This is a genomic window from Prauserella alba, assembly GCF_024171735.1.
Classification (GTDB): domain Bacteria; phylum Actinomycetota; class Actinomycetes; order Mycobacteriales; family Pseudonocardiaceae; genus Prauserella; species Prauserella alba.
In genome coordinates this window covers 430470-450774 of sequence record NZ_JAMTCH010000004.1, presented here as the reverse complement: position 1 = coordinate 450774, position 20305 = coordinate 430470, and the positions used below count along the sequence as shown (strand labels likewise).

General features: G+C 68.7%; 21 protein-coding genes. 2 read left to right on the top strand and 19 right to left on the bottom strand.

What is annotated here, in order from left to right:
- Positions 1-506: 506 nt before the first annotated feature.
- The 8 genes from LY12_RS10975 to LY12_RS10940 all read right to left on the bottom strand — a co-directional run bounded on the left by LY12_RS10975 (position 507) and on the right by LY12_RS10940 (position 8969).
- Complete coding sequence (locus tag LY12_RS10975) at positions 507-1673, bottom strand: acyl-CoA dehydrogenase family protein (protein WP_253855666.1); 1167 nt, start codon at positions 1671-1673, stop codon at positions 507-509.
- A gap of 94 nt (positions 1674-1767) precedes the next feature.
- Positions 1768-2922: an acyl-CoA dehydrogenase family protein gene (locus LY12_RS10970; protein ID WP_253855664.1), complete on the bottom strand. Its 1155-nt coding sequence runs from the start codon at positions 2920-2922 to the stop codon at positions 1768-1770.
- Entirely contained in the window at positions 2913-3815 is a 903-nt protein-coding gene (locus tag LY12_RS10965) for a 3-hydroxyacyl-CoA dehydrogenase family protein (protein WP_253855662.1), read from the bottom strand. Before LY12_RS10965 ends, LY12_RS10970 begins: the two co-directional genes overlap by 10 nt.
- A 2-nt stretch (positions 3816-3817) precedes the next feature.
- On the bottom strand, positions 3818-4606 hold the full coding sequence (locus LY12_RS10960) for an enoyl-CoA hydratase/isomerase family protein (protein WP_253855660.1): 789 nt from the start codon (positions 4604-4606) through the stop codon (positions 3818-3820).
- Positions 4603-6258 carry an AMP-binding protein gene (locus tag LY12_RS10955; protein WP_253855658.1) on the bottom strand — a complete coding sequence of 552 codons (1656 nt, stop codon included), beginning with the start codon at positions 6256-6258 and terminating at the stop codon, positions 4603-4605. Before LY12_RS10955 ends, LY12_RS10960 begins: the two co-directional genes overlap by 4 nt.
- 13 nt (positions 6259-6271) lie before the next feature.
- Positions 6272-7012, bottom strand: coding sequence for an SDR family NAD(P)-dependent oxidoreductase (locus LY12_RS10950; RefSeq protein WP_253855656.1), 741 nt, complete (start codon positions 7010-7012; stop codon positions 6272-6274).
- Positions 7013-7023: 11 nt separating this feature from the next.
- Positions 7024-8172: an acyl-CoA dehydrogenase family protein gene (locus LY12_RS10945; RefSeq protein WP_253855654.1), complete on the bottom strand. Its 1149-nt coding sequence runs from the start codon at positions 8170-8172 to the stop codon at positions 7024-7026.
- A gap of 2 nt (positions 8173-8174) precedes the next feature.
- Positions 8175-8969: an enoyl-CoA hydratase-related protein gene (locus LY12_RS10940; protein ID WP_253855652.1), complete on the bottom strand. Its 795-nt coding sequence runs from the start codon at positions 8967-8969 to the stop codon at positions 8175-8177.
- 122 nt (positions 8970-9091) lie between these two features.
- Here LY12_RS10940 and LY12_RS10935 point away from each other — a divergent pair, with 122 nt between their 5' ends.
- Positions 9092-9733, top strand: a complete 642-nt coding sequence (locus tag LY12_RS10935) for a TetR/AcrR family transcriptional regulator (protein ID WP_253855651.1) — start codon at positions 9092-9094, stop codon at positions 9731-9733.
- An 85-nt stretch (positions 9734-9818) separates the two neighbouring features.
- On the opposite strand, the gene LY12_RS10930 is transcribed toward LY12_RS10935, so the two are convergent.
- The 4 genes from LY12_RS10930 to LY12_RS10915 form a co-directional block, all read right to left on the bottom strand.
- Positions 9819-10592 (bottom strand): YncE family protein, encoded by a 774-nt coding sequence (locus LY12_RS10930; RefSeq protein ID WP_308292098.1) that lies wholly within the window; start codon positions 10590-10592, stop codon positions 9819-9821.
- A 254-nt stretch (positions 10593-10846) separates the two neighbouring features.
- Positions 10847-11764, bottom strand: coding sequence for a bile acid:sodium symporter family protein (locus LY12_RS10925; protein ID WP_253855650.1), 918 nt, complete (start codon positions 11762-11764; stop codon positions 10847-10849).
- Between the two features lie 101 nt (positions 11765-11865).
- Positions 11866-12435 (bottom strand): DUF421 domain-containing protein, encoded by a 570-nt coding sequence (locus tag LY12_RS10920; RefSeq protein ID WP_253855649.1) that lies wholly within the window; start codon positions 12433-12435, stop codon positions 11866-11868.
- 74 nt (positions 12436-12509) lie between these two features.
- Complete coding sequence (locus tag LY12_RS10915) at positions 12510-13499, bottom strand: LLM class flavin-dependent oxidoreductase (RefSeq protein ID WP_253855648.1); 990 nt, start codon at positions 13497-13499, stop codon at positions 12510-12512.
- A 301-nt stretch (positions 13500-13800) separates the two neighbouring features.
- Here LY12_RS10915 and LY12_RS10910 point away from each other — a divergent pair, with 301 nt between their 5' ends.
- Entirely contained in the window at positions 13801-14424 is a 624-nt protein-coding gene (locus LY12_RS10910; protein ID WP_253855647.1) for a DUF4190 domain-containing protein, read from the top strand.
- A 111-nt stretch (positions 14425-14535) separates the two neighbouring features.
- Here LY12_RS10910 and LY12_RS10905 read toward each other — a convergent pair whose 3' ends face one another.
- The 7 genes from LY12_RS10905 to LY12_RS10875 form a co-directional block, all read right to left on the bottom strand.
- Positions 14536-14964: an SRPBCC family protein gene (locus LY12_RS10905; protein WP_253855646.1), complete on the bottom strand. Its 429-nt coding sequence runs from the start codon at positions 14962-14964 to the stop codon at positions 14536-14538.
- Complete coding sequence (locus LY12_RS10900) at positions 14965-15837, bottom strand: phosphoenolpyruvate hydrolase family protein (protein ID WP_253855645.1); 873 nt, start codon at positions 15835-15837, stop codon at positions 14965-14967.
- Between the two features lies 1 nt (position 15838).
- Entirely contained in the window at positions 15839-17095 is a 1257-nt protein-coding gene (locus LY12_RS10895) for a Tm-1-like ATP-binding domain-containing protein (RefSeq protein WP_253855644.1), read from the bottom strand.
- A gap of 97 nt (positions 17096-17192) precedes the next feature.
- Positions 17193-17681: an NUDIX domain-containing protein gene (locus tag LY12_RS10890; protein WP_253855643.1), complete on the bottom strand. Its 489-nt coding sequence runs from the start codon at positions 17679-17681 to the stop codon at positions 17193-17195.
- Positions 17682-17931: 250 nt separating this feature from the next.
- Positions 17932-19245, bottom strand: coding sequence for a DUF222 domain-containing protein (locus LY12_RS10885; RefSeq protein ID WP_253857290.1), 1314 nt, complete (start codon positions 19243-19245; stop codon positions 17932-17934).
- Positions 19246-19734: 489 nt separating this feature from the next.
- Entirely contained in the window at positions 19735-19902 is a 168-nt protein-coding gene (locus tag LY12_RS10880) for a hypothetical protein (protein ID WP_253855642.1), read from the bottom strand.
- 66 nt (positions 19903-19968) lie between these two features.
- A complete protein-coding gene (locus tag LY12_RS10875) occupies positions 19969-20238 on the bottom strand; it encodes a hypothetical protein (protein ID WP_253855641.1) in 270 nt (89 codons plus the stop codon).
- Positions 20239-20305: the final 67 nt, after the last annotated feature.

The following is a 20305-nucleotide window of genomic DNA, read 5'->3' as shown; positions in this document are numbered from 1 at the left end:
TGGGGTCGCGGGCGAGGAGAGGGCGAAGCGACGTCGGCGTCGTCGCGGACAGGAACGGGCTCGGCCGCGCGCATGCGGGGACACCGCAAAACTGCCGTCGTTCGCCGTGGCTGTCAATGGTGTCGACCACCACGTTTTCCGTTGACTCACAACGGTTTCACGCGAGATCTCACGTGTGTCTCACGGCGGTGAGGTTCCGGTCGAGGCTCGATGAGTCCGACCGGGATCGACTGGCCCGGGGTGACGGAGAGCGTACGTTCGGTCTCGAGGCGGCACAGTAGGTGATGTGCGCTCCGGTATCGCCCGAGCCTTCAGTGATCCGACGGAGCTGGGTACGGATGAGTCGTGGTCAGGTTGAGGCGTTTCAGCGGTGCCAGGCCGACGCGCAGCGGTGCGGCATCGGCGATGAGCTTTGCCGCGAGACCAGCGCCGGGGCAGACGTAGAACTTCGGCCGGAGACCACGGTGGGCCGGCACCCTCCGGTGACGGCCCACCGCACGAGCCGGTCAGCGGAAGGCCGCCTGCCCGGTGAGTGCCTGGCCGATGACGAGCTGGTGCACCTCGGAGGTGCCCTCGTACGTCAGGACGGACTCGAGGTTGTTGGCGTGCCGCAGCACCGGGTACTCGAGGCTGATTCCGTTGGCGCCCAGCAGGGTCCGGCATTCGCGGGCGATGGCCAACGCCTCCCGCACGTTGTTCAGCTTGCCGACGCTCACCTGTTCGGGCCGCAGCCGGTGCGCGTCTTTGAGTCGTCCGAGTTGCAGCGCGAGCAGCATCCCCTTGCCGAGTTCCAGCGCCATGTCGGCGAGCTTGAGCTGCGTGGCCTGGTAGCCGGACAGCGGTTTGCCGAAGATGTCGCGTTCGCCGGTGTAGGCGATCGTCGTCTCGAGGCAGTCGCGGGCCGCGCCGAGTGCCCCGAACACGATGCCGTAGCGAGCCTCGTTGAGGCAGGACAGGGGGCCCGACAGGCCGCGGGCTTCGGGCAGTATCGCGGAGTCGGGCAGTCGCACGTCCTCGAGCACCAGTTCGCTGGTCACCGATGCCCGCAGCGAGAGCTTCTGCGTGATCTCGGGGGCGGAGAAACCCGGTGTGTCGGTCGGCACGACGAAGCCGCGGATCTTGTCGTCGGTCTGGGCCCACACGACGGCGACATCCGCGACCGAACCGTTGGTGATCCACATCTTGCTGCCGTTGAGGACCCAATCCGTACCGTCGCGGCGGGCGTGGGTGCGCATGCTCCCGGGATCGGAGCCGAAGTCCGGTTCGGTGAGTCCGAAACAGCCGATCGCCTCGCCTGCGGCCATCCGGGGCAGCCATTCCTGCTTCTGCTCCTCCGAACCCCAGCGCCAGATCGCGAACATCGCCAGCGAGCCCTGCACCGAGACGAGGCTGCGCAGACCCGAGTCGGCGGCCTCCAGTTCGAGGCAGGCGAGGCCGTAGGCGGTGGCGCTGGTACCGGCGCAGTCGTAGCCCTCCAGGTGCATGCCGAGCACGCCGAGCTTGCCGAGCTCGCGGGCCAGTTCGCGGGCCGGGATCCGGGCGTGTTCGAACCAGTCCGCGAGGTGCGGGCGGATGTGGTCGGCGGTGAACTCGCGCACCGTGTCGCGGATCGCGCGCTCCTCCTCGCCGATCAGTTCCTCGCTGCCGAACAGGCCGAGCGGGGTCTGAGTCATCGGTTCTACCTTTCTGCGGCGCGCAGCGCCTGGGTGCGTGTGTTGCGGTGTGGTCGGTCGGCCCTGGTGTGGCACCAGGTCGAGTGCGGAACGGTCACAGGAAGGCGTTGACGCCTGTCTCGGCTCGGCCGATGAGCAGTTTCTGGATCTGGCTGGTGCCCTCGTAGAGGGTCATCACACGGGCGTCGCGCAGGTATTTCTGCACCGGGTACTCGTCGATGTAGCCGTATCCGCCGAAGATCTGGATCGCACTGTTGGCCGCGCGGACCGCGGCCTCGCTCGCGAAATACTTCGCCTTCGACGCCGCGACCCCGAACGGTTCGCCGCGTTCGATGAGGTCGGCGGCCCGGTAGACGAGCATCCGCGCGGCGTCGAGTTCCACCGAGATATCCGCGATCATGTCCTGGATCAGCTGGAACGACGCCAGCGGCCGATCGAACTGCCTGCGCTGGGTCGAGTAGTCCACAACGGAGTCGAGACAGCCCTGGATGATGCCGACGCAGCCGGCACCGACCGAGACGCGGCCCTTGTCGAGCGAGTGCATGGCGATCGAGAATCCCTGCCCCTCCTCGCCGAGCCGTGCCGATGCGGGTACGCGCACGTCGGTCAGGTAGACCTCGCCGGTCGCCTGGCCGCGCAGGCCGAGCTTGCCCTTGATCTCGCGGGTTTCGAACCCGGGCATGTCCGTGGGCACCAGGAACGCCGAGACACCCTTGGGGCCCGGCTCGCCGGTGCGCGCGAACACCAGGCACACGTCCGCCCACGTCGCGTTGGTGATGAACATCTTCTGTCCGTTGAGGACGTAGTCCCCACCACCCTCACGCACCGCGCGCGTTTTCAGGTTTCCCGCGTCCGACCCGGTGTCCGGTTCGGTGAGCCCGAAGCACGCGAGCGCCTCACCGGTCGCGATCTTCGTCAGCCAGTGGCGTTTCTGCTCCTCGGTGCCGTGGGACAGGATCACCTTGCCCACCAGCCCCATCGACACCGACACGATGCCGCGCACGTTGGAGTCGGCCCGGCCGAGCTCCTCCATGCCGACGCAGTAGGAGATGTAGTCACCGCCGAGCCCGCCGTACTCCTCCGGGATCGTCAGGCCGAAGAAGCCCATGTCACCGAGCTTCGCGATGATCGCGGTGTCGACGGATTCGGCGCGGTCCCACTCCATGCGGTGGGCGACGACCTCGCCGTCGAGGAACTCGCGGGCGTATTCGCGGAACTTCTGCTGTTCGTCGGTCAGGGTCAGGTCCATGTCGGCTCCTGGGGTCGCGGCCGGGGAGTCTTGGTGCCGTCGGCGGTGTAGGCGTACCAGCCGAGGCCGCTCTTGCGGCCCAGCTCGCCGCGTTCGACGAGTGCGGTGACGCTGCGGCTCGGCGCGTCGGCCGGATCTCCGGACTCGGCGAACCGGGCGCGCTTGGTGAAATAGCCGATGTCGATGCCGGTGAGGTCCATCAGCTCGAACGGGCCCATCGGGTAGCCGAGCGCCGTACGGCACGCGGTGTCGATCGCCTCGACCGAGGCGAAGTCGCCTTCCAGCAGCGAGATTGCCTCGTCCCGGACGGCGCCCAGGATGCGGTTGGCGACGAACCCGGGGATCTCGCGGTCGAGCACGACCGGGGTCTTGCCGATCCGCTCGGCAAGCGCCACGGTCACGTCGATCGTCGCGTCGGACGTCTGCGGGCCGCGGACCACCTCGACGCACGTCATCACCATGGCAGGGTTGAAGAAGTGCAGGTTGCACACGCGGTCCTGCCGCTGCGTGGCCTCGGCGAGCTGGGAGGGCACGAATCCTGACGAGTTCGAGGCCAGGATCGCGTGTTCGGGCACCAGCGCATCGAGGCGGGCGAACAGTTCACGCTTGACGTCGAGCTGCTCGACGGCGGCCTCGACGACGTAGTCGACAGTGCGAGCGGCGTCGAGTTCCGAGGTGACCTCGATGCGGGAAAGGGTGGCCTCGCCCTCCCCGGCCGAGATTCGCCCTTTGTGGACACGGCCTGCGACCAGCTCGGCGATGTCCCCGTGGGCCGCCGTCAGCCGGTCGGCGTCGATGTCGTACAGCGTGACGCGATGGCCTGCGAGGGCGCAGACCAGACTGATCTGCGAGCCCATGGCGCCCGCGCCGACGACGAGAATGCGGTCGATCATGGTCAGCTCCCCGTGAACGCGGCGGGGCGCTTGGACAGGAAGGCCTCAGCGCCTTCGCGCTTGTCGTCTGTGGTGTAGAGCAGTGCCTGGGCGAGCCGTTCCACGGTGAGCCCCGTGCGCTGGTCGGCGTCCATTCCGGTGCGGATCACCAGCTTGGCGAGCCGCACGGCCAGCGGGCCTCGGGCCAGGATGCGCCGCGCCGTCTCGCGCGCCGCGGCCAGCGGGTCGTCGGCGACCTCCGTCACCAGGCCGATCTCGCGTGCTTCAGCGGCGTCGACCGTGCGCCCGGTGAGGATGAGCTCGAGTGCCCTGCCGACACCGACGAGCCGGGCCATGCGCTGGGTGCCGCCAGCACCCGGCAGTGCCGAGAGCATCGTTTCGGGTAGGCCGAACTTCGCGGTGGGCCCGGCGACCCTGATGTCACAGGACATCGCCAGTTCGCAGCCGCCGCCGAGGGCATACCCGTCGACGGCTGCGATCGTCGGCTTCTCGAACGCCTCGACGGTGTCGTAGAGGCGCTGCATCTGCGCGGCCAGCCCGGTGCGCAGGGTGTAGTCCTTGAGTTGGCCGATGTCGGCGCCCGCCGCGAAGGCACGGTCGCCCGCGCCGGTGAAGACCACGGCACCGACCTCGTCGTCGGCGCCGACCGCCTCGAGCGCCGCGGCGATGTCGGCCTGCACCCGGGCGTCGATCGCGTTGCGGACCTCGGGGCGACTGAGCGTGATCACCGCGATCCCGTCGGTGACATCGACGAGCAGCGTTTCGAACGTGAGCCCAGTTTCGAAGGTCATGGTCCGTCCTCGGTGGCTTGGGGAGCGACTTGCGTTCGCAGCTGGAACTTCTGGATCTTGCCGCTGGGGGTGCGCGGCAGCTGGGACATCACTTCCAGCAGTTCCGGCCAGTACTGCTTGGCCACGCCCTTCTCGGCCAGGAACGTCCGCATCGTCTCCAGATCCAGCTCGGCGGAGTCCGGCTTGAGCACGACACACGCGCATGCCCGTTCTTGGAGGCGTGGGTCGGGTACGGCCACGACGGCGACCGCGTCGATGTCCGGGTGTTCGTAGAGCGTGTTCTCGACGTAGGCGACCGGGATGTTCTCGCCGCCGCGGACGATCACGTCCTTGGTGCGGCCGGCGATGCGCAGATAGCCGTCGGCGTCGAGTACGGCCAGGTCGCCGGTGTCGAACCACGCTGCTCCGCCCGCTTCGCCCTCATCGGTAGGGGAGAAGCACGCTCGGGTCATGTCGAGGCGCTCAGCGTAGCCGACGAACAGGAATGGTCCGGTCACCTGCAATCTGCCCTCGGTGCCAGGGGGCAGTTCCTTCCCGTCGCTGTCCACGACTCGGAGGTGCATGCCCGGCCACGGGTACCCGTCGGTGTCGATCAGCTTCTCGTCGGGGTCGCCCGGGATGCCGAGTGTGACGAGGGCGTTCTCGCTCTGCCCCCAGCCGCCGAGCACGACGAGCCCGGACAGTTTGCTGCGCGCCTCGCGCACCAGTGCCCTGGGGATGGGTGCGCCCATGCAGCAGAACCGCCGCAGCGACGACAGGTCGTGTTCGCCGAGGTTCGGTGCGGAGAGCAGGTCGTGCAGGAACGGTGTGGCCGCCGACGTGTAGGTGATGCCGTGCTCGGCGACCAGTTCGACGAACCGGGTGGCGTCCCAGACGTCCTGAAGTACGCAGGTCGCGCCGTTCTGCACGGGCAGCCGCGCGCCGTAGAGGAACCCGGTGAGGTGGGCGAGTGTCGAGGCCATGTGGATCACGCTGTCGGAGGTGATCCCGAGCCGCTCCGGGAGCGGGTTGTTGGCCGCTATCGCGGTGTTGTGCGTGTGCATCACGCCCTTCGGCTCACCGGTCGTGCCCGAGGTGAAGATGAGCAGCGTGACGTCGTTGGGGTCCGGGCGCAGGTCCGCGAGTTCGGCGGGGTCGCGGCGCTCCTCCCACGGCGTCGCGGCGAATTCGTCCCATGACGAGCCCACGACCAGCACGTGTTCCAGGTCGGGCCACTGTGGACGGAGCTTGTCGACCATCGCCGGGTAGTCGAAGCCGCGGAAGGAATCCGGCACCACGAGTACTTTGGACCCGGCGAGGCCGACCATGAAGCCCACCTCGCGCTCGCGGTAGATCGGGATCAGCGGGTTGCTGATGGCGCCGATTCGGCTGGCCGCGTAGTGGACAACCACCCATTCGATCCAGTTCGGCAGCTGGAAGGAGACGACGTCACCGGGACGAACGCCGAGCTCCAGCAGGCCCAGTGCGCACCGGTCGACCTCCTGCTTGAGCCCGCCGTAGGTCACGCTGCGGCGCGAGTCGACGAACGCGGTCTTGTCCGGTGTCGCCGCTGCCACGTCGTCGAGGTGATCGGTGATCGTGCGATTCACCCAGAACCCGGCGCGGGTGTAGGTGTCGATCTGCTCGTCGTTGAGGATCGTCGTGAAGGACATGAGGGACTCCGGATCAACTCATGGTGAGGCCGCCGCTGACGCTGACGGTCTGGCCGGTGACATAGGCGGCCTCATCGGAGGCGAGGAAGGCGACGACGCCCGCGAGGTCGCTCGGCTGCGCGAGCCTGCGGAACGGGATCGCCTTGGTGAGTGCTTCGCGCAGCTTCGGGTCGTCGCCGCCGATCGAGGCGAACAGCGCGGTGTCGGCGGGGCCGGGGCACACGGCGTTGGCGTTGACCTGGCTGCGGGCCATCTCGCGCGCGATCGACTTGGTGAACGCGATGACGCCGCCCTTGGCCGCCGAGTACACGGCCTCGCCGGAGGAACCGACCCGGCCTGCGTCGGAGGCGATGTTGACGACGGAGCCGTGTCCCTGCTCGGCGAGCACCGGCAGCACGGCCTTGCAGGTGTTCAGCACGCCGTAGAGGTTGATCTGCACGACGCGGTCCCAGTCGGCCGGATCGGAGTCGACGAACGGGCCCGCCTTGTCCCAGCCCGCGTTGTTGACCAGCGCGTCGATGCGGCCGAACCGGTTCGTCACCTGCTCGACCATCGCGGCGGTGGATTCGCGCGAGGTGACGTCGGTACGGATCCCGGCGCCGCCGATCGCCTCGGCCGTCTCCTTTGCGGTGACCTCGTTGACGTCGGTGACGACCACCGTCGCGCCCTCGGCGGCGAGCTTTTCGGCGATGCCGCGGCCGATGCCCTGGCCCGCGCCGGTCACGATGGTGATCTTGTCGGTGAGCTTGCCCATGGTTGTGCCTTTCAGGGTGCGTAGTTGCGGCCGAGGAGGTTGCGGGCGATGACGAGCTTGGAGACTTGTGCGGTGCCGTCGCCGATCTCGAGGCCGATGACGTCGCGGAGCCGCTGCCCGACCGGGCTTTCGCTGGAGTAGCCGAGGTGCCCGAACGTGAGCAGGCACTGGTGGATCGCCTCCGTGGCGAGCTTGGGCGCCCAGAATTTCGCCATGGCGGCCTCGCTGCTGTGCTCGAGGTCGTTGTCCTTGCGCCACAGCGCCTCGTAGCAGACGTGCCGCGCGCCCTTGAGGTACGTGGTGTACTCGGCGAGCGGGAACGCGACGCCCTGGAACGTGCCGATCGGGGAGCCGAACGTCTCCCTGTCGCGGGCCCACTGCACGGCCTCGTCGAGCGAGGCCGCGGCGGCGCCGAGGCAGGCCAGCCCGATGATCGCGCGGGAGTAGTCGAAGCCCTGCATCACCGAGACGAACCCCTCGCCCTCGGCGCCGACGAGCTGTTCACGGCTCACGGGAAGCCCGTCGAAGTGCAGCGAAGCGCGGCCGATGGCGCGGCTGCCCAGGTCGTCGAACGCGGACCGGGAGACGTAGCGCTTGTCGAGGTCGACGTAGAACGCGCTGACGCCGCGGGCGCCGGGGCCGCCGGTGCGGGCGAGCACGAGTGCCGAGTGCGCGGCCATGCCGAGCGTGATGGACGTCTTCTCGCCCGAGAGCCGCCAGCCCCCACTCCCGTCGGGTTCGGCCTTCGTTTCCAGTTTCGCGGCGTCGGTGCCGTGTTCGGGCTCGGTGATGCAGAACGCGGGCAACGCCTCGCCCGAGGCGATCGGCGGCAGCCAGGCGGCTTGCTGCTGCTCGGTGGCGTTGCGGGTGAGGATGTCGCTGATCAGCGCGTTCACGATGATCAGGTAGCCCGCGTTGAAGTCGCCCCGTGCGACCTCTTCGGCGGCCATCCCGGCGATGACCGCGGTGGCCTCCTGGCCGCCGTGCCGCTCCGGGATGCGCAGACCGGTCAGTCCCATGGCCGCCATGTCGGTCACGAGCTCGGACCGCAGCTTCGCCACCTTGTCGTCGGACTGATAGTGCGGCGCGAGCACCTTGGTGGCGAAGCGCTGCAATTCCTGTCGGTAGGCGTCCTCTTCGGACGAGAAGGTGAAGTCCATCGTCAGTGCCAGTTCACGTGCTGCGCGAAGTCGGGCTTGCGCTTCTCGGCGAAGGCGATCGCGCCTTCCAGCCCCTCGGGGGAAGCCGTGAACAGGTCGAGCGCGGACATGGCCAAATTGGACAGACCGGCCTGATGGTCGGTGTCGGCGTTGAACGACTGCTTGCAGAAGCGGATGGCGGTCGGGCTCTTCTCGGCCACCTCGCGGGCCCACTCCAGAGCGGTCTTGCGCAGTTCGGCGGCGGGCACGACGGCGTTGACCAGGCCCATCCGCTCGGCTTCGGTCGCGTCGTACTGGCGACACCAGAACCAGATCTCGCGGGCCTTCTTCTCGCCGACCACCCTGGCGAGGTAGGCGGTGCCGAACCCGGCGTCGAACGAGCCGACCTTCGGACCCGCCTGGCCGAAGCGCGCGGTCTCGCTGGCGATGGAGACGTCGCAGAGCACGTGAAGCACGTGACCGCCGCCGACGGCGATGCCGTTGACCGCGGCGATCACGGGCTTGGGGATGTCGCGGATCAGCTTGTGCAGGTTGCCGATCTCGAACATCCCGCTCTCGGTGGGGCCGTAGTCGCCGGTCTCGGCGCGCTGTTTCACGTCGCCGCCGGTGCAGAACGCCTTCTCGCCCGTTGCGGTGAGGATCACGGCCTGTACCTGCGGGTCGGCCCACGCTGCGCGGAAGGCCTTGATGAGCTCCTCGACCGTTCTGCCGCGGAAGGCGTTGTAGCGCTCCGGACGGTCGATGGCGATCACCGCCGCCGGGCCGTCGATCTCGTAGCGGATGTCCTCGTAGCTCACAGCTGTGCTCCTTCGCGAGTCGGTTCATTGACTACGGTGACGAAGTTTGAAGTGATAGTCAATATTTGACCGTAAAGTCAAATGAGTACGCTGTAGTCGATAGCAGGTGAGGGAGGATTGGCATGAGCACCGAGGAGACGATCGAGCCGACGCGATCGGCGTCCAGCCGGGTACAGCGCAAGCGGGGACGGCGGATTCAGGAGATCCTCACCGCGGCGGCCGAGCTGTTCGGCGAACGCGGCTACGACGCGGTCAGCCTCGAAGACGTCGCGGAGCGGCTCGACGTGACCAAGGGCTCGCTGTATTACTACTTCTCGAGCAAGGACGAGCTCGGTACCGCCGCTATCGAGACGTTGGGCACCGAGTGGACCGCGCGCCTGCAGAAACTGGTCGACGGAACGAGCGGGTCGGCGGCGGACCGGCTTCGCGCTCTGATTCACGAACACGTGCTGATCGCGGTGCGTGACCATCCGGCCGCGCTCCAGGTGTTTTTGGTGCCGCGCCGCTGGCCGCACGAACAGCGCGAAAGCATCAAGGAGTTGCGTCAGCGACACGACCGGCTCTTCCGTGCGCTGATCGAGGAGGGCGTCGCCGCTGGCGAATTCACGGTGACCGGCGTCGACACCGTGCTGCAATGCATGCACGCGGCGATGAGCCAGGCGCCCGTGTGGTGCGCGGACTTGCCGGCCCGGGCTCAGTATGAGGCGGTCGACGAGGTCGCCGACACACTCATGATGCTGGTCGGGCAGGCACCGCCGGAGTGATCCGGAGGGTGAGCACGGCCGGTCCGATCAGCCGGTCGAAGCTACGCCTCGCCGGCCGTCACGCGCTCGCCGTACTAACCTCGGTTCACCGGCCGGAAGCCGCCCATGCCCGGGGGACGTGCCCGAGACGGATCCGCTGTGGATGGTCGCCGAAAGGTATCGACGCGACCTTCTCCCCGGTGGTGGTGAAGTCGATCGCGCTCACCCTGTCGTCGGCGCTCTCGGAGATCACGCAGTGGCTGCCGTCGCCGTTGACGGTCGCCCAGTACGGCTTTCCCGACGGTACGAGCGGACCTTCCTCCAGGGTCTCCCGGTTCACGATGGTGGCGTAGTCGTCCATGGTGCCTGCGACGCACAGCCGTTCACCGGACGGGTTCATCGATATCCCGTGGTGCCGGGAGTCGTTGACCCACTTCGTGCGGTTCTCGGTGGTGTCGGGGTTCTTCGGCAGCGTCTTGACGCGGGTGATCCGGTCCTCGGCCACGTCGTATTCGAGGAATCCGTTGAAGAACGAGACCTGGAAGTACGGTCTCGACTCGTCAGGGCTGAACACGGCAGGGCGCAGCGCGTCCGAGAACTTCTCCAGTCCCGCCGCATCGAGCCGTTCGCGCATGTCGATCACCCGGACCACGTCGAAGGTCCTGGTGTCGACCACCGTGATCCTGCGGTCACCTTTGGTGAAGTCCATCGCGGGGTCGTCGAACGGTGTGTGGACCTCACCGATGGACATGTTCCACAGATACCGGCCGCCGTCGGTGCAGACGTTATCGTGCGGCTTGTCGCCGGTCTCGAAGGAGCCGACCTCGTTGCCGGTGCGGATGTCCAGGACGTGCACGCTGTGGCCTGTCGATGCCGACACGGCGACGCGTTCGCCGTGTCGGGGGAGACCGCCATGTGGTCCGCGCGGTAACCCGAAACCGGAAACCGCCAGTTGGAGGGCTCTCGAACACCACGAAAGTGGCACGGAGCGAGCCGCCAGAAGTAGAATATGTTTCGGTAACGAGGACAAGGCACGGTTCAACGGGAACGAACCGACCGGGTCGCCGATTCGTTAGTGTCCGATGTGGATACCTGTGGCCGGAACTCGCCGGGTGCGGCGCGTTCGCGATCCGGTCACGTCTCGTGTGGCTCGTCCGCCCTGTGCTCGGGCCGTCGTGCGTGTCGCCGCCCGTACCAGATGACGGCCGCTGCCGAGGCGTACATGAGCAGCCCGTATACCCCGGGCGGCACCGCCATCTCGGGCTGCCCGATGACGGTGACGGCGATCAGGATGCCGATCGTGGCGTTCTTGATGCCCAGCTCGACGGCCCCGGCGACCCGGTCGGCCCACGAGGTTCGCGCCAGCACCATCGCGCCGAAACCGATCGCCAGCCCGCCCAGGTTGAGCAGGATCACCGGCAGGCCGGCGCTGCGCAGGTACTCCCAGAACTCGTCGCCCAGCGACACCGAGATCACCACGATCAACGCGGCGAGGACGAGCCCGCCGAACACCGACACGACCCGCTCCATGGCATCGGCGATCGCGGGCTTCGCGGCCCGAACCGCCATCCCGAGCAGGACCGGAACCAGGACGAGCACGAGGAGCAGGGCGATGGTGCGCAGCACGGGCACCCGGATCTCGCCGACACCGGCCACCGGCCAGATACCGAGCGCCAGGTTGGCGAAGACCGGAAGGGTCACGATCGTGATGAGGCTGGCGACCACCGTCAGCACGATCGACAGCGCGACGTTGGCCCTGGCCAGGTACGCGATGAGGTTCGACGTCGTGCCGCCGGGGCACGCCGCGATGATCACCAGGCCGGCCGCGACGAGCGGCGGTAACGCCAGCAGCCATGCCAGCGCCAGGCCGAGCAGCGGCATCAGGACCACTTGGCCGACGGTCCCGGCAACGGCGCCCCGGGGAGTGCGCAGCAGCTGGTTGAAGTCCCTGCCGCTGAGGCTCAGCCCGATCCCGATCATGATGACGAACAGGGCGATGGGAAGCCCCGTGTCGAGCAGCGGGTTGTCGAGCAGTGGGTGATTCTCGTTCACGGCCACCTCCCGGCTGTCGGCCGATCATCCCAGCTTCTCCGCGAGTGCGCGCGCCGTAGCGCTGCCGGAGGTGATGCCGGCGCCGTGCCGGGAGGGGCGGTTCACAACGGCTTGCCCGGCGGCAGCTGCTCGCCGAGGAGCCATTCGTAGCCACGCACGCTGGTGAACAGGCTCGGATCGAGGGGCTCTCCGCCGGGGTCGTCGGTGAGCACCGAGACCTCACCGGTGCTCTCGAGTACCACGGCGCGAACGCGGTCCAACCGGGTCACGCCCGCGAGCCGGAGCTTCGCGCGGACGTCGTCGCGGGTCATCTGGCCCTGGACGAGGTTCTCCTCGATGACGTTCGTGCCGACCATCAGCAGTAGCGGACGGTTGTCGACGACGTCCTGGACCCCGTCTGCCTTGCGCACGCGCGCGATGAGCCACTGCAGGGCGAACAACACTCCGAGGCCGACAGCTCCCTGCAGGAGCGACACCTCCGTGCTCACCGCGGTCGTCGCCGTGATCGAGCCGAGCGCCACCGTCGCTGCGACATCGAAGTTGGTCATCTGGGCGAACGAGCGCAGCCCGGCCAGCCGGGAGTACACGATGAGGGCCAGATAGATCGCGGTGGTGCTGACGGCGACCAGTGCGAGTGTCGCCCACGGGGAGCCGAGCTGCGCTACGAACATGGCGGAAGGGTACGTGGATCACCGGGCCGGGGCAGGCGAGGCGGCGGTGTTGCCCGGGCCTGCTCGGCAGGCGATCAACGCGGGTTCAGTCCTGCTGCCTTCGCGGTGAGTTCGGCGGAATGGAGACGGTTCGCCAGCCTCGACGACGGGTGCGTGACGATCAGCTCGTCCGCGTCGGCGTGCTTGCCGAACCAGTCGAGGTAGTCGGCGACCTGGTCGGCCGTGCCCACGGCGGTGTAGCGGACCATGTTCGTGATCGACGTGCCCTGCGGCGAGTCGAGCAGCGCATCGGCCTCGGCGTCGGTGAAGGTGCGCCCCCTGCCGGCGAGCAGGCGCAGCCGCGCGCGTTTGACGAACTGGAAGTCCGTGTTCGCCTCGTCGGTGGTGTCGGCGGCGATGACGTTGGCGCCCGCGATCACGTACGGCTCGTCGAGCTGCTCGGACGGCTGGAACTCGCTCCGGTAGGCCGCGACGGCGTCCTGCAGCGCGTCCGGTGCGAAGTGCGAGGCGAACGAGTACGGGAGCCCCAGCGCGGCGGCCAGCCTGGCGCCGAACAGCGACGAGCCGAGGATGTAGAGCGGGACGCCGGTGCCCTTGCCCGGGGTCGCGTTGACGCCGGACACGATGGAGTGCTCGCTCAGGTAGCCCTGCAGTTCCTGCACGTCGCGCGGGAAGCCTTCGGCGGAGCTCGGGTCACGGCGCAGCGCCCGCAGCGTGTTCTGGTCCGTCCCCGGCGCGCGGCCCAGCCCGAGGTCGATGCGGCCGGGATGCAGTGTCTCCAGCGTGCCGAACTGCTCGGCGATGGTCAGCGGGGCGTGGTTCGGGAGCATGACGCCGCCGGAGCCGAGGCGGATCGACTCGGTCTGCGAGGCCACGTGTGCGATGAGCACGCTGGTGGCCGACGACGCGATGGTCGGCATGTTGTGATGCTCGGCGTACCAGATCCGCCCGTAGCCGAGCTTCTCCGCGTGCTGGGCCAGCGCGACGCTGTTACGGAGGCCGTCGCCCACGGACTCTCCGCTGCCGATCGTGGCGAGATCGAGGATGGACAGCGGGAGAGTCATGGTCGCGCGCCTTTCGTCGGGGATCCACCGGGAGACGGGGTGTCTCGTCAGGGACAACCACGGGGCGGGACCCGATATTTCGACACCGGGCGATTCCGGCACAGGGCGTGACTCACAGCCGTGACTCACAGCTGGGACTCATGTGACTTTCTGCCTGAATCGGACAACCTCGGTACCACCTTTTCACCACAACGGCTCCATACGGTGACCGCACAGCAGCGCGGCTCACTCGAACAGGGGAACCCTGGGGGAGCTGTGGGTCGCGGGCACAGTTCACACCTACGAAAGGAAGTGCCGCGGTATGTCCGCTACCCAATCGCCGCAGATGCCCCCGGCTCCGACCGAGGAGCCGGCCCGCGAGGCCAGGAACGGCCTCGGCATCACCGGCTTCGTCCTGGGCCTGGTGGGCCTGTTGTTCTCCTGGATCCCGTTCATCGGCGTGATCGCCTGGCCGCTGGTGGTGCTGGGCCTGATCTTCTCGATCCTCGGTCTGCTGCGGGTCAAGAATCTGAAGGCCACCAACAAGGGCATGTCGATCGCGGGTCTCGTGGTCTCCGTCCTCGGACTGGGCGTTGCGATCGTGATGCTCATCGTGACGAGCCAGGCCGTCAACGAGGTGACCGAGGAGGCCAACCGGGAGGTCACCGTCCAGTACGAGGTCACCGGCGACGCATCGGGCGTCGAGGTCGTCTACAGCACGTTCGGCGGCGGTAACTACTCCACGAACACCGCCAGCGTGGACAAGCTGCCGTGGTCCGAGGAGCTCACCACGAAGGGCCTGTTCAAGGGCGGCGACCTGCGCGTCGTCGTCGGCGCCGGAGGCGGTAGTGCCGCGTGCAAGGTGACGGTCGACGGCGAGGTCGTCAAGACCGCCGAGGCCGAGGGCGTCGGCGGGGTCGCCAACTGCAACGGGTTCGCCGAGTAACGGCGAGCCCGCCCGGCGACCGGGCAGCCCGAGAACCTCGGTGCGTACCGGTGCTCGGGGAGTCGTGCACCGGTACGCGCGTCGCGGCATGCCCTGCCCGTGGGCGGGCGGTCAGCCGCCCGCGAGACCTGCGATGCCTGCCGCGAAGACGCCCTGGCTGAACGTCTTGTCGAGGGTCGGCTCGTCGGCGGCGTCGGCGTCGTACTCGGTCCACCACTCGACGAACGTGTCGCCGGTGGCGGTCACCGGGGCGAGGCGGATGGTGCTGATGTAGCGCCGGATGGGGAACGGGCCGTCGAGGATGTTGTAGGTGTAGCTGCGGCCGGGGTCGTCGAGGCACAGCAGCTGTTCCCGCACGACGCCGCCGTCGGCGAGGGTCAGCTTCCGTACGGCGCCGACCTCGGTGGCGCTGTGGCCGGGTTCGATCTCGCTGCTGGCGATGCCGGGGTGCCAGGCGGGCAGGCCGTTGAAGTCGCGGACGCGCCGCCACACCTCGTCGACGTCGCCGGGCACGATTCCGCTCGCGTAGGGCCGTGGCATCTACTTCTCCTCCGTGGTCGGCGCCTTCTCGGCGTGCTTCTTCTCGGTCTCCAGTGCCTTGAACTCGCGGGTGCGTGCCGTGAGTGCCTCTTCGACGGGCAGCCGTTCCATGCTGCTGGCGCCGTAGAACCCGTGGCAGCGCTCGGTGCGTGACAGCACGTACGAGGCGTCCTCCGGCGTGGCGATGGGGCCGCCGTGGCACAGCACGAGGACGTCGTCGCGGATCTCGCGGGCCGCGGCCGACCACTCGTCGATCGCCGCGACACAGTCGTCGAGGGTTTTCGCGGTGACCGCGCCGATGCTGCCGCTGGTGGTCAGTCCCATGTGGCAGACGAGGATGTCGGCGCCGGCCTCGGTCATCGCCCGTGCGTCGTCGGGTGAGAACACGTACGGCGTCGTCAGCAGGTCGGCGCGGCGGGCGGCGGCGACCAGGTCCACCTCGTGGGCGTATCCCATGCCGGTCTCTTCCAGGTTCGCGCGGAACGTGCCGTCGATGAGCCCGACGGTGGGGAAGTTCTGCACGCCGGAGAAGCCGAGGTCGGTCAGGCGGTGCAGGAACCGGTCGGTGTCGAGGAACGGGTCGGTCGCGTTGACGCCGGCGAGCACGGGAGTGTGGCCGACGACGGGCAGCACCTCGTCGGCCATGTCGACGACGATGTCGTTGGCGTTGCCGTAGGCGAGCAGGCCGGCGAGCGAGCCACGGCCCGCCATGCGGAACCGGCCGGAGTTGTAGATGACGATGAGGTCGATCCCGCCCGCCTCTTCGCACTTGGCGGACAGGCCGGTGCCTGCGCCGCCGCCGACGATGGGTTCGCCGCGCGCCGCCATCGCGGTGAACTTCGCGAGCAGTTCCTGCCTGTCGATCCGGGGCACATTAACTCCTTGCTGCGTCGGTGAAGGCTGCCACGAGCTCCTCGGCGAACTCCGGGTCGTTGAGGTGCCGAGGCGAGCGGATCAGTTGCCGGTCTGCCGTCTGGTGGACCTCTCGTTCGAGGGTGTCGAACAGCACGGCGTCCACCTCCGGATCGTGGAACGCCTGGCCCGGTGCATCCAATGCGGACACGCCTCCCTCCGGCAGCAGGAAACGGACGGGGCCGTGACAGGCGTTGAGTTTGCGTGCCAGGAACTCGCCGATCGCGCGGACCTCGTCCGCGGTCGTGCGCATGAGCGTGACCTGCGGGTTGTGCGGGTAGAACAGGCGGCCGGAGTAGCGGTCGGGCACGGTGTCGGGCGCGCCGAAATTGACCATGTCGAGGGCGCCGCACGAGCCGACGTAGGGGACTCCGGTGCGGGCGATCGCGTCGAGGCGGTGTTGCCCGGCCGCCAGGACGCCGCCCGCGACGAGGTCGCAGATCTCGGTGGTGGAGATGTCGAGGACGCCCGCGAGGTGGCCGTCGTCGGCGAGTTTCTCCATGGCCGCGCCGCCGGTTCCGGTGGCGTGGAAGACGAGGCAGTCGTAGGCGTCACCGAGCCGGTGGGCGACGGCGTCGACGCACGGGGTGGTGACGCCGAACATGGTGAGGCCGACGGCCGGGCGGGGGTCGCCCGCGGGCACCGGGTGGGCGCAGGCGCCCGCGAGCGCGTGGGCGGCGTTGCCGAGCACCTGCCGGGAGATGCGGTTGAGACCGGCGACGTCGGTGACCGAGTGCAGCATGGCGATGTCGCTCGCGCCCACGTAGGCGCCGACGTCGCCGGCGGCCATGGTCGACACCATGATCTTGGGAACGCCGACGGGCAGTGCCTGCAGGGCCGGTGTGATCAGCGCCGTGCCGCCGGAGCCGCCGAGTCCGACGACGCCGTCGAGGTCCCGCTGGGCCGGCAGGAACCGGGCGAATGCCTCGGTCATGGCGGCGACGGCGCTGCCGCGGTCTCCGGTGAACACCGCGTCGGCGCCGCCGGGGTGCCAGGCGGCGACCTCGCGTGCGGAGACGTCGGCGTCGGACGGGGCGGAGGTGTCGGACGGGCCGTCGGTGTTCGCGCTGCCGCCGTGTTGCCCGCTGCCGCCGTGCTGTCCGCCGGTGGCCAGATCGACGGTGCGCACGGGTACCCCGGCCTCACGGATCAGTCCGGCGACGTAACGCAGCTCGTCGCCCTTGGTGTCGAACGTGCCTACGACGTACGCACTGCCCACGGACGCCTCCTTCGGCGTGGCGGTACCGGTGATCACCGTCCATCTGACCACGATGGCCGGTTCGATGCCAGAGCTCGGGTTCCGGGGAGGCGGCGGGTCAGGCAGTGGTGCGGCGGCCGTCCTGGCACAGCGCGAGGATGCCGGTGTCGGCGGCGTGGGCGGCGGCGTCGAGGCGTGCTGCCAGGGACGGCGGCACCTTCGCGGCGACCTGCTCCGGCGTGTGGAGCGAGGCGGAGACGATCTCCGGGCCGGTGAACGTGAGGGTGCCGACCTCGGTCTCGGTGACCGGCCCGCCGTCCCAGACGAACATGAGACCCTCGGGCATGCGGCCGGACGCCGACAGGTTGTCGATCACCAGGAGCCGACCGAGGCGCCGGTCGAGGCCGATCTCCTCACGAACCTCACGGATCGCGGCATCCCACGGCGACTCGCCGGCCTCCACCACGCCACCGGGGATGTCCCAGGACCGCTTGTAGCTCGGTTCGACGAGCAGCACTCGCCCGGCGTCGTCGCGCAGCAGTACGCCCGCGGCCATGCGCCGCCGGGGCAGCGAACGCACGTACTCGTCGAACGGCAGCAGCTCCACACCCCGGAGGCTACGCGGGTGCAGTGCCTGTCACGGGGCCCGGCGTTCGGCGCGGGCATCGATGACGATGCTGGTGGGCGCTCGGCGTGTCCATCCAGTTCGGACGGTCAGGTGAGGAAGGGCGTTGCGATATCCGGTAGTCGATCTTCTTGGTCGTTGATCTCGTCGGTGGAGATGTCTCTTCATACCCACAACAACCCCTCGTTCTTGAACAGTTCCCAGGTGCGACCGGCCCGATGGCCGGGTTCGTTCAGAACGGCGGAGTGTCGTTGTTCTGCTGTTCCTGGTTGGTGTCTCGTGCGGGTCCGGCCCGGGCGGTTCGACGGCCTGTCGGGGCCTCGCGTGTCGGGGTGGTGCGACTCGGGGTGAGGACGGGTTCGCGGCGGCTGGTGTAGGTCGCTCCGTGTGGGGTCGTGACGCGGGTGATGCCGTGGGTCGGGTTGTAGTGGGTGTTCCAGCCGGGTTGGTCTTTCAGGCGGTGGTGTCGTCGGCAGCGGGGGCCGCCGTTGGCCACCGACGTGGACCCACCACCAGCGCCACCGGCGGTGCCGGTGTCGGGGGTGGCCCAGGGGTGTTGGTGGTCGTGGTCGCAGTGCCGGGCGGGTCGGTGGCACCAGGGCATGACGCATTCACGGTCCCGCACCCGCACCAGGTCACGGATCACCGCACTGGGCCGTCGCCGGGTACGACCGAGATCGACCGGCTCACCCGTGCCGGGGTCGCACAGCACGGCCCGCCAGGTGCTGCGGGCGTTGGTCATGATCTCCCGCGCGATCGGCGCCGGAATCGGTCCGTAGCCGTCCAGCTCGCACCTCTCGTCGGAGATCGACAGGGCCGCGTCGGCGGGAAGGTGCAGATAGACCATGGCCGCGGCCTCCGGTGGTGTCACGCCGGGATCGCGTCCCAGTAGTAGGTCGGCCGTCACGTCGGCACGTAGTTGTTCCAGGGTGCGCCCGTCGCGACCACGGCGCAGCGATCGTGCCATCCCATCGACCCGCGAATAGCAGGCCGCCGCAACCTCCGCGGGCAGGTGCGCTTCCAGCGAGGACATCGCATGCTCGCCCGGCGTGAGCTCCAGTTTCCGTTCCGTCCGCGCCCGCCGTGCACGTTCGGTTTGCCCGCCGGGGTCGACCTTCTCCACCAACCGGCGTACCCGTTGGGCCAGGTTTCCCGGCTGCCACGCCGTTTCCGGCGCCTCCACCAGCTTCTCGGCCAGCACCTCGTCGACCTGCCGGGCCGCGTCGTCATTGAGCGGATCGACCACGGTCAGCACCCGCCGCGCCCCGTACGCCTCCAGCTCGCCGGTGCGCATCGATGCGAGTAGCTGCGGCATCCGTCGCGTCAACGACTTGCCGTCGTCGATGCGGCGTTCGACCTCCCGGGTCGAGACCCGCAACACCGGCGTCAGCTCCTCCGCCAACCCACGGTCATCACCCACGGCCGCCGAGATATCAGCCAGTAGCGCCAGTTCTTCAGCGTCGAGGCCCGCCCGCCGAACCCGCAGGCCCCGCAACTGCTCGATCCTTTCACCAACACCGCCGTCACCAACTCTGTCGTCCCCCATGTCATCCACAACCCCCACCATATCGAACTGGTGTACGAATACACCATTGCACAATAGAGTGAACCAACCCTGCCCGCGTGCCGAAGGCTCGCTCAAGGAAACTCGCGGGGGCACCCCCGCGACGTGGTCCCAGTGTTCGAGATCGTCCGATGGTTCCTGGCTCGAGAACCTCGACGGTAGGTGGAACGGCCACCGGCCGGCCGGGGTGATGCCGATGGCGCCGTCCTGCGCGGCGTCGAAGTCCACGGAGTCCACGAAGTCCCGGAGCAGCCCCTGGAGCCCGCGGACGCGTGGTGCCGTCGACGGGCGCGGCCGCATCTCGGACGGTGATGGTCCAGTCGTCGGCGAACACGAGGAACGCGGCGAGTGCAGCATGCACGAGGCGATCGCCGTCTTCCGACACCGGCAGCTGGGTGGTTGGTTCACCGAGCGGGAGGAACGCCGGACCAAGCCGCCTCCCATGTCGCAGGTCCGATCCGGCCGGACCCATCAAGGTCGTTGGCCTCCTGAAAGGTCCAGAACCGCAGCCCTGCTCTCCCGGTAGTAGCACCCGGTTCCCTGGAAGTCGTAGCCGTAGGTATTCATCTGGAGTTGCCAGTCGACCAGGGCCGGGTCACAGTCGCCGAAGGCGTACACGGTGCCGGCCAAGCCGGCCACAGTGGGTCCTCGGCAGCAGCCTGCGGGCTCTCGAACTCCTCTGAGAAAATAGGAGGTGGGCCCGGGTCAGGGTACGAAGGGTCTCCGCTGCGGCAGGAACCTTGCAGAGGTCGTCGCGGCCCTTCCCGCATCCGAACTCCCCAGCGCACCGAGCTGGTTCGCCGTTCTCACGGCTTCGTCCGGGCCTGCCATGCTCCCGAGGGACGTGAAGGCCATCAGGTCTTCTTTCGACATCGAGCACAGCATGGCCTGCGCAGCCGCGAACTCCTGCCGATCCTTCTCGGAGTCCTGGATGGAGCGGCCACCTCCCCTCCGCCGGGACAGGCGCGCGACCATTCATGCCGGTTCCGAAGTCGGCGGGGTGAAGGGCCGAAAGTCACTTCTATCGACGACCTCGGGTTCT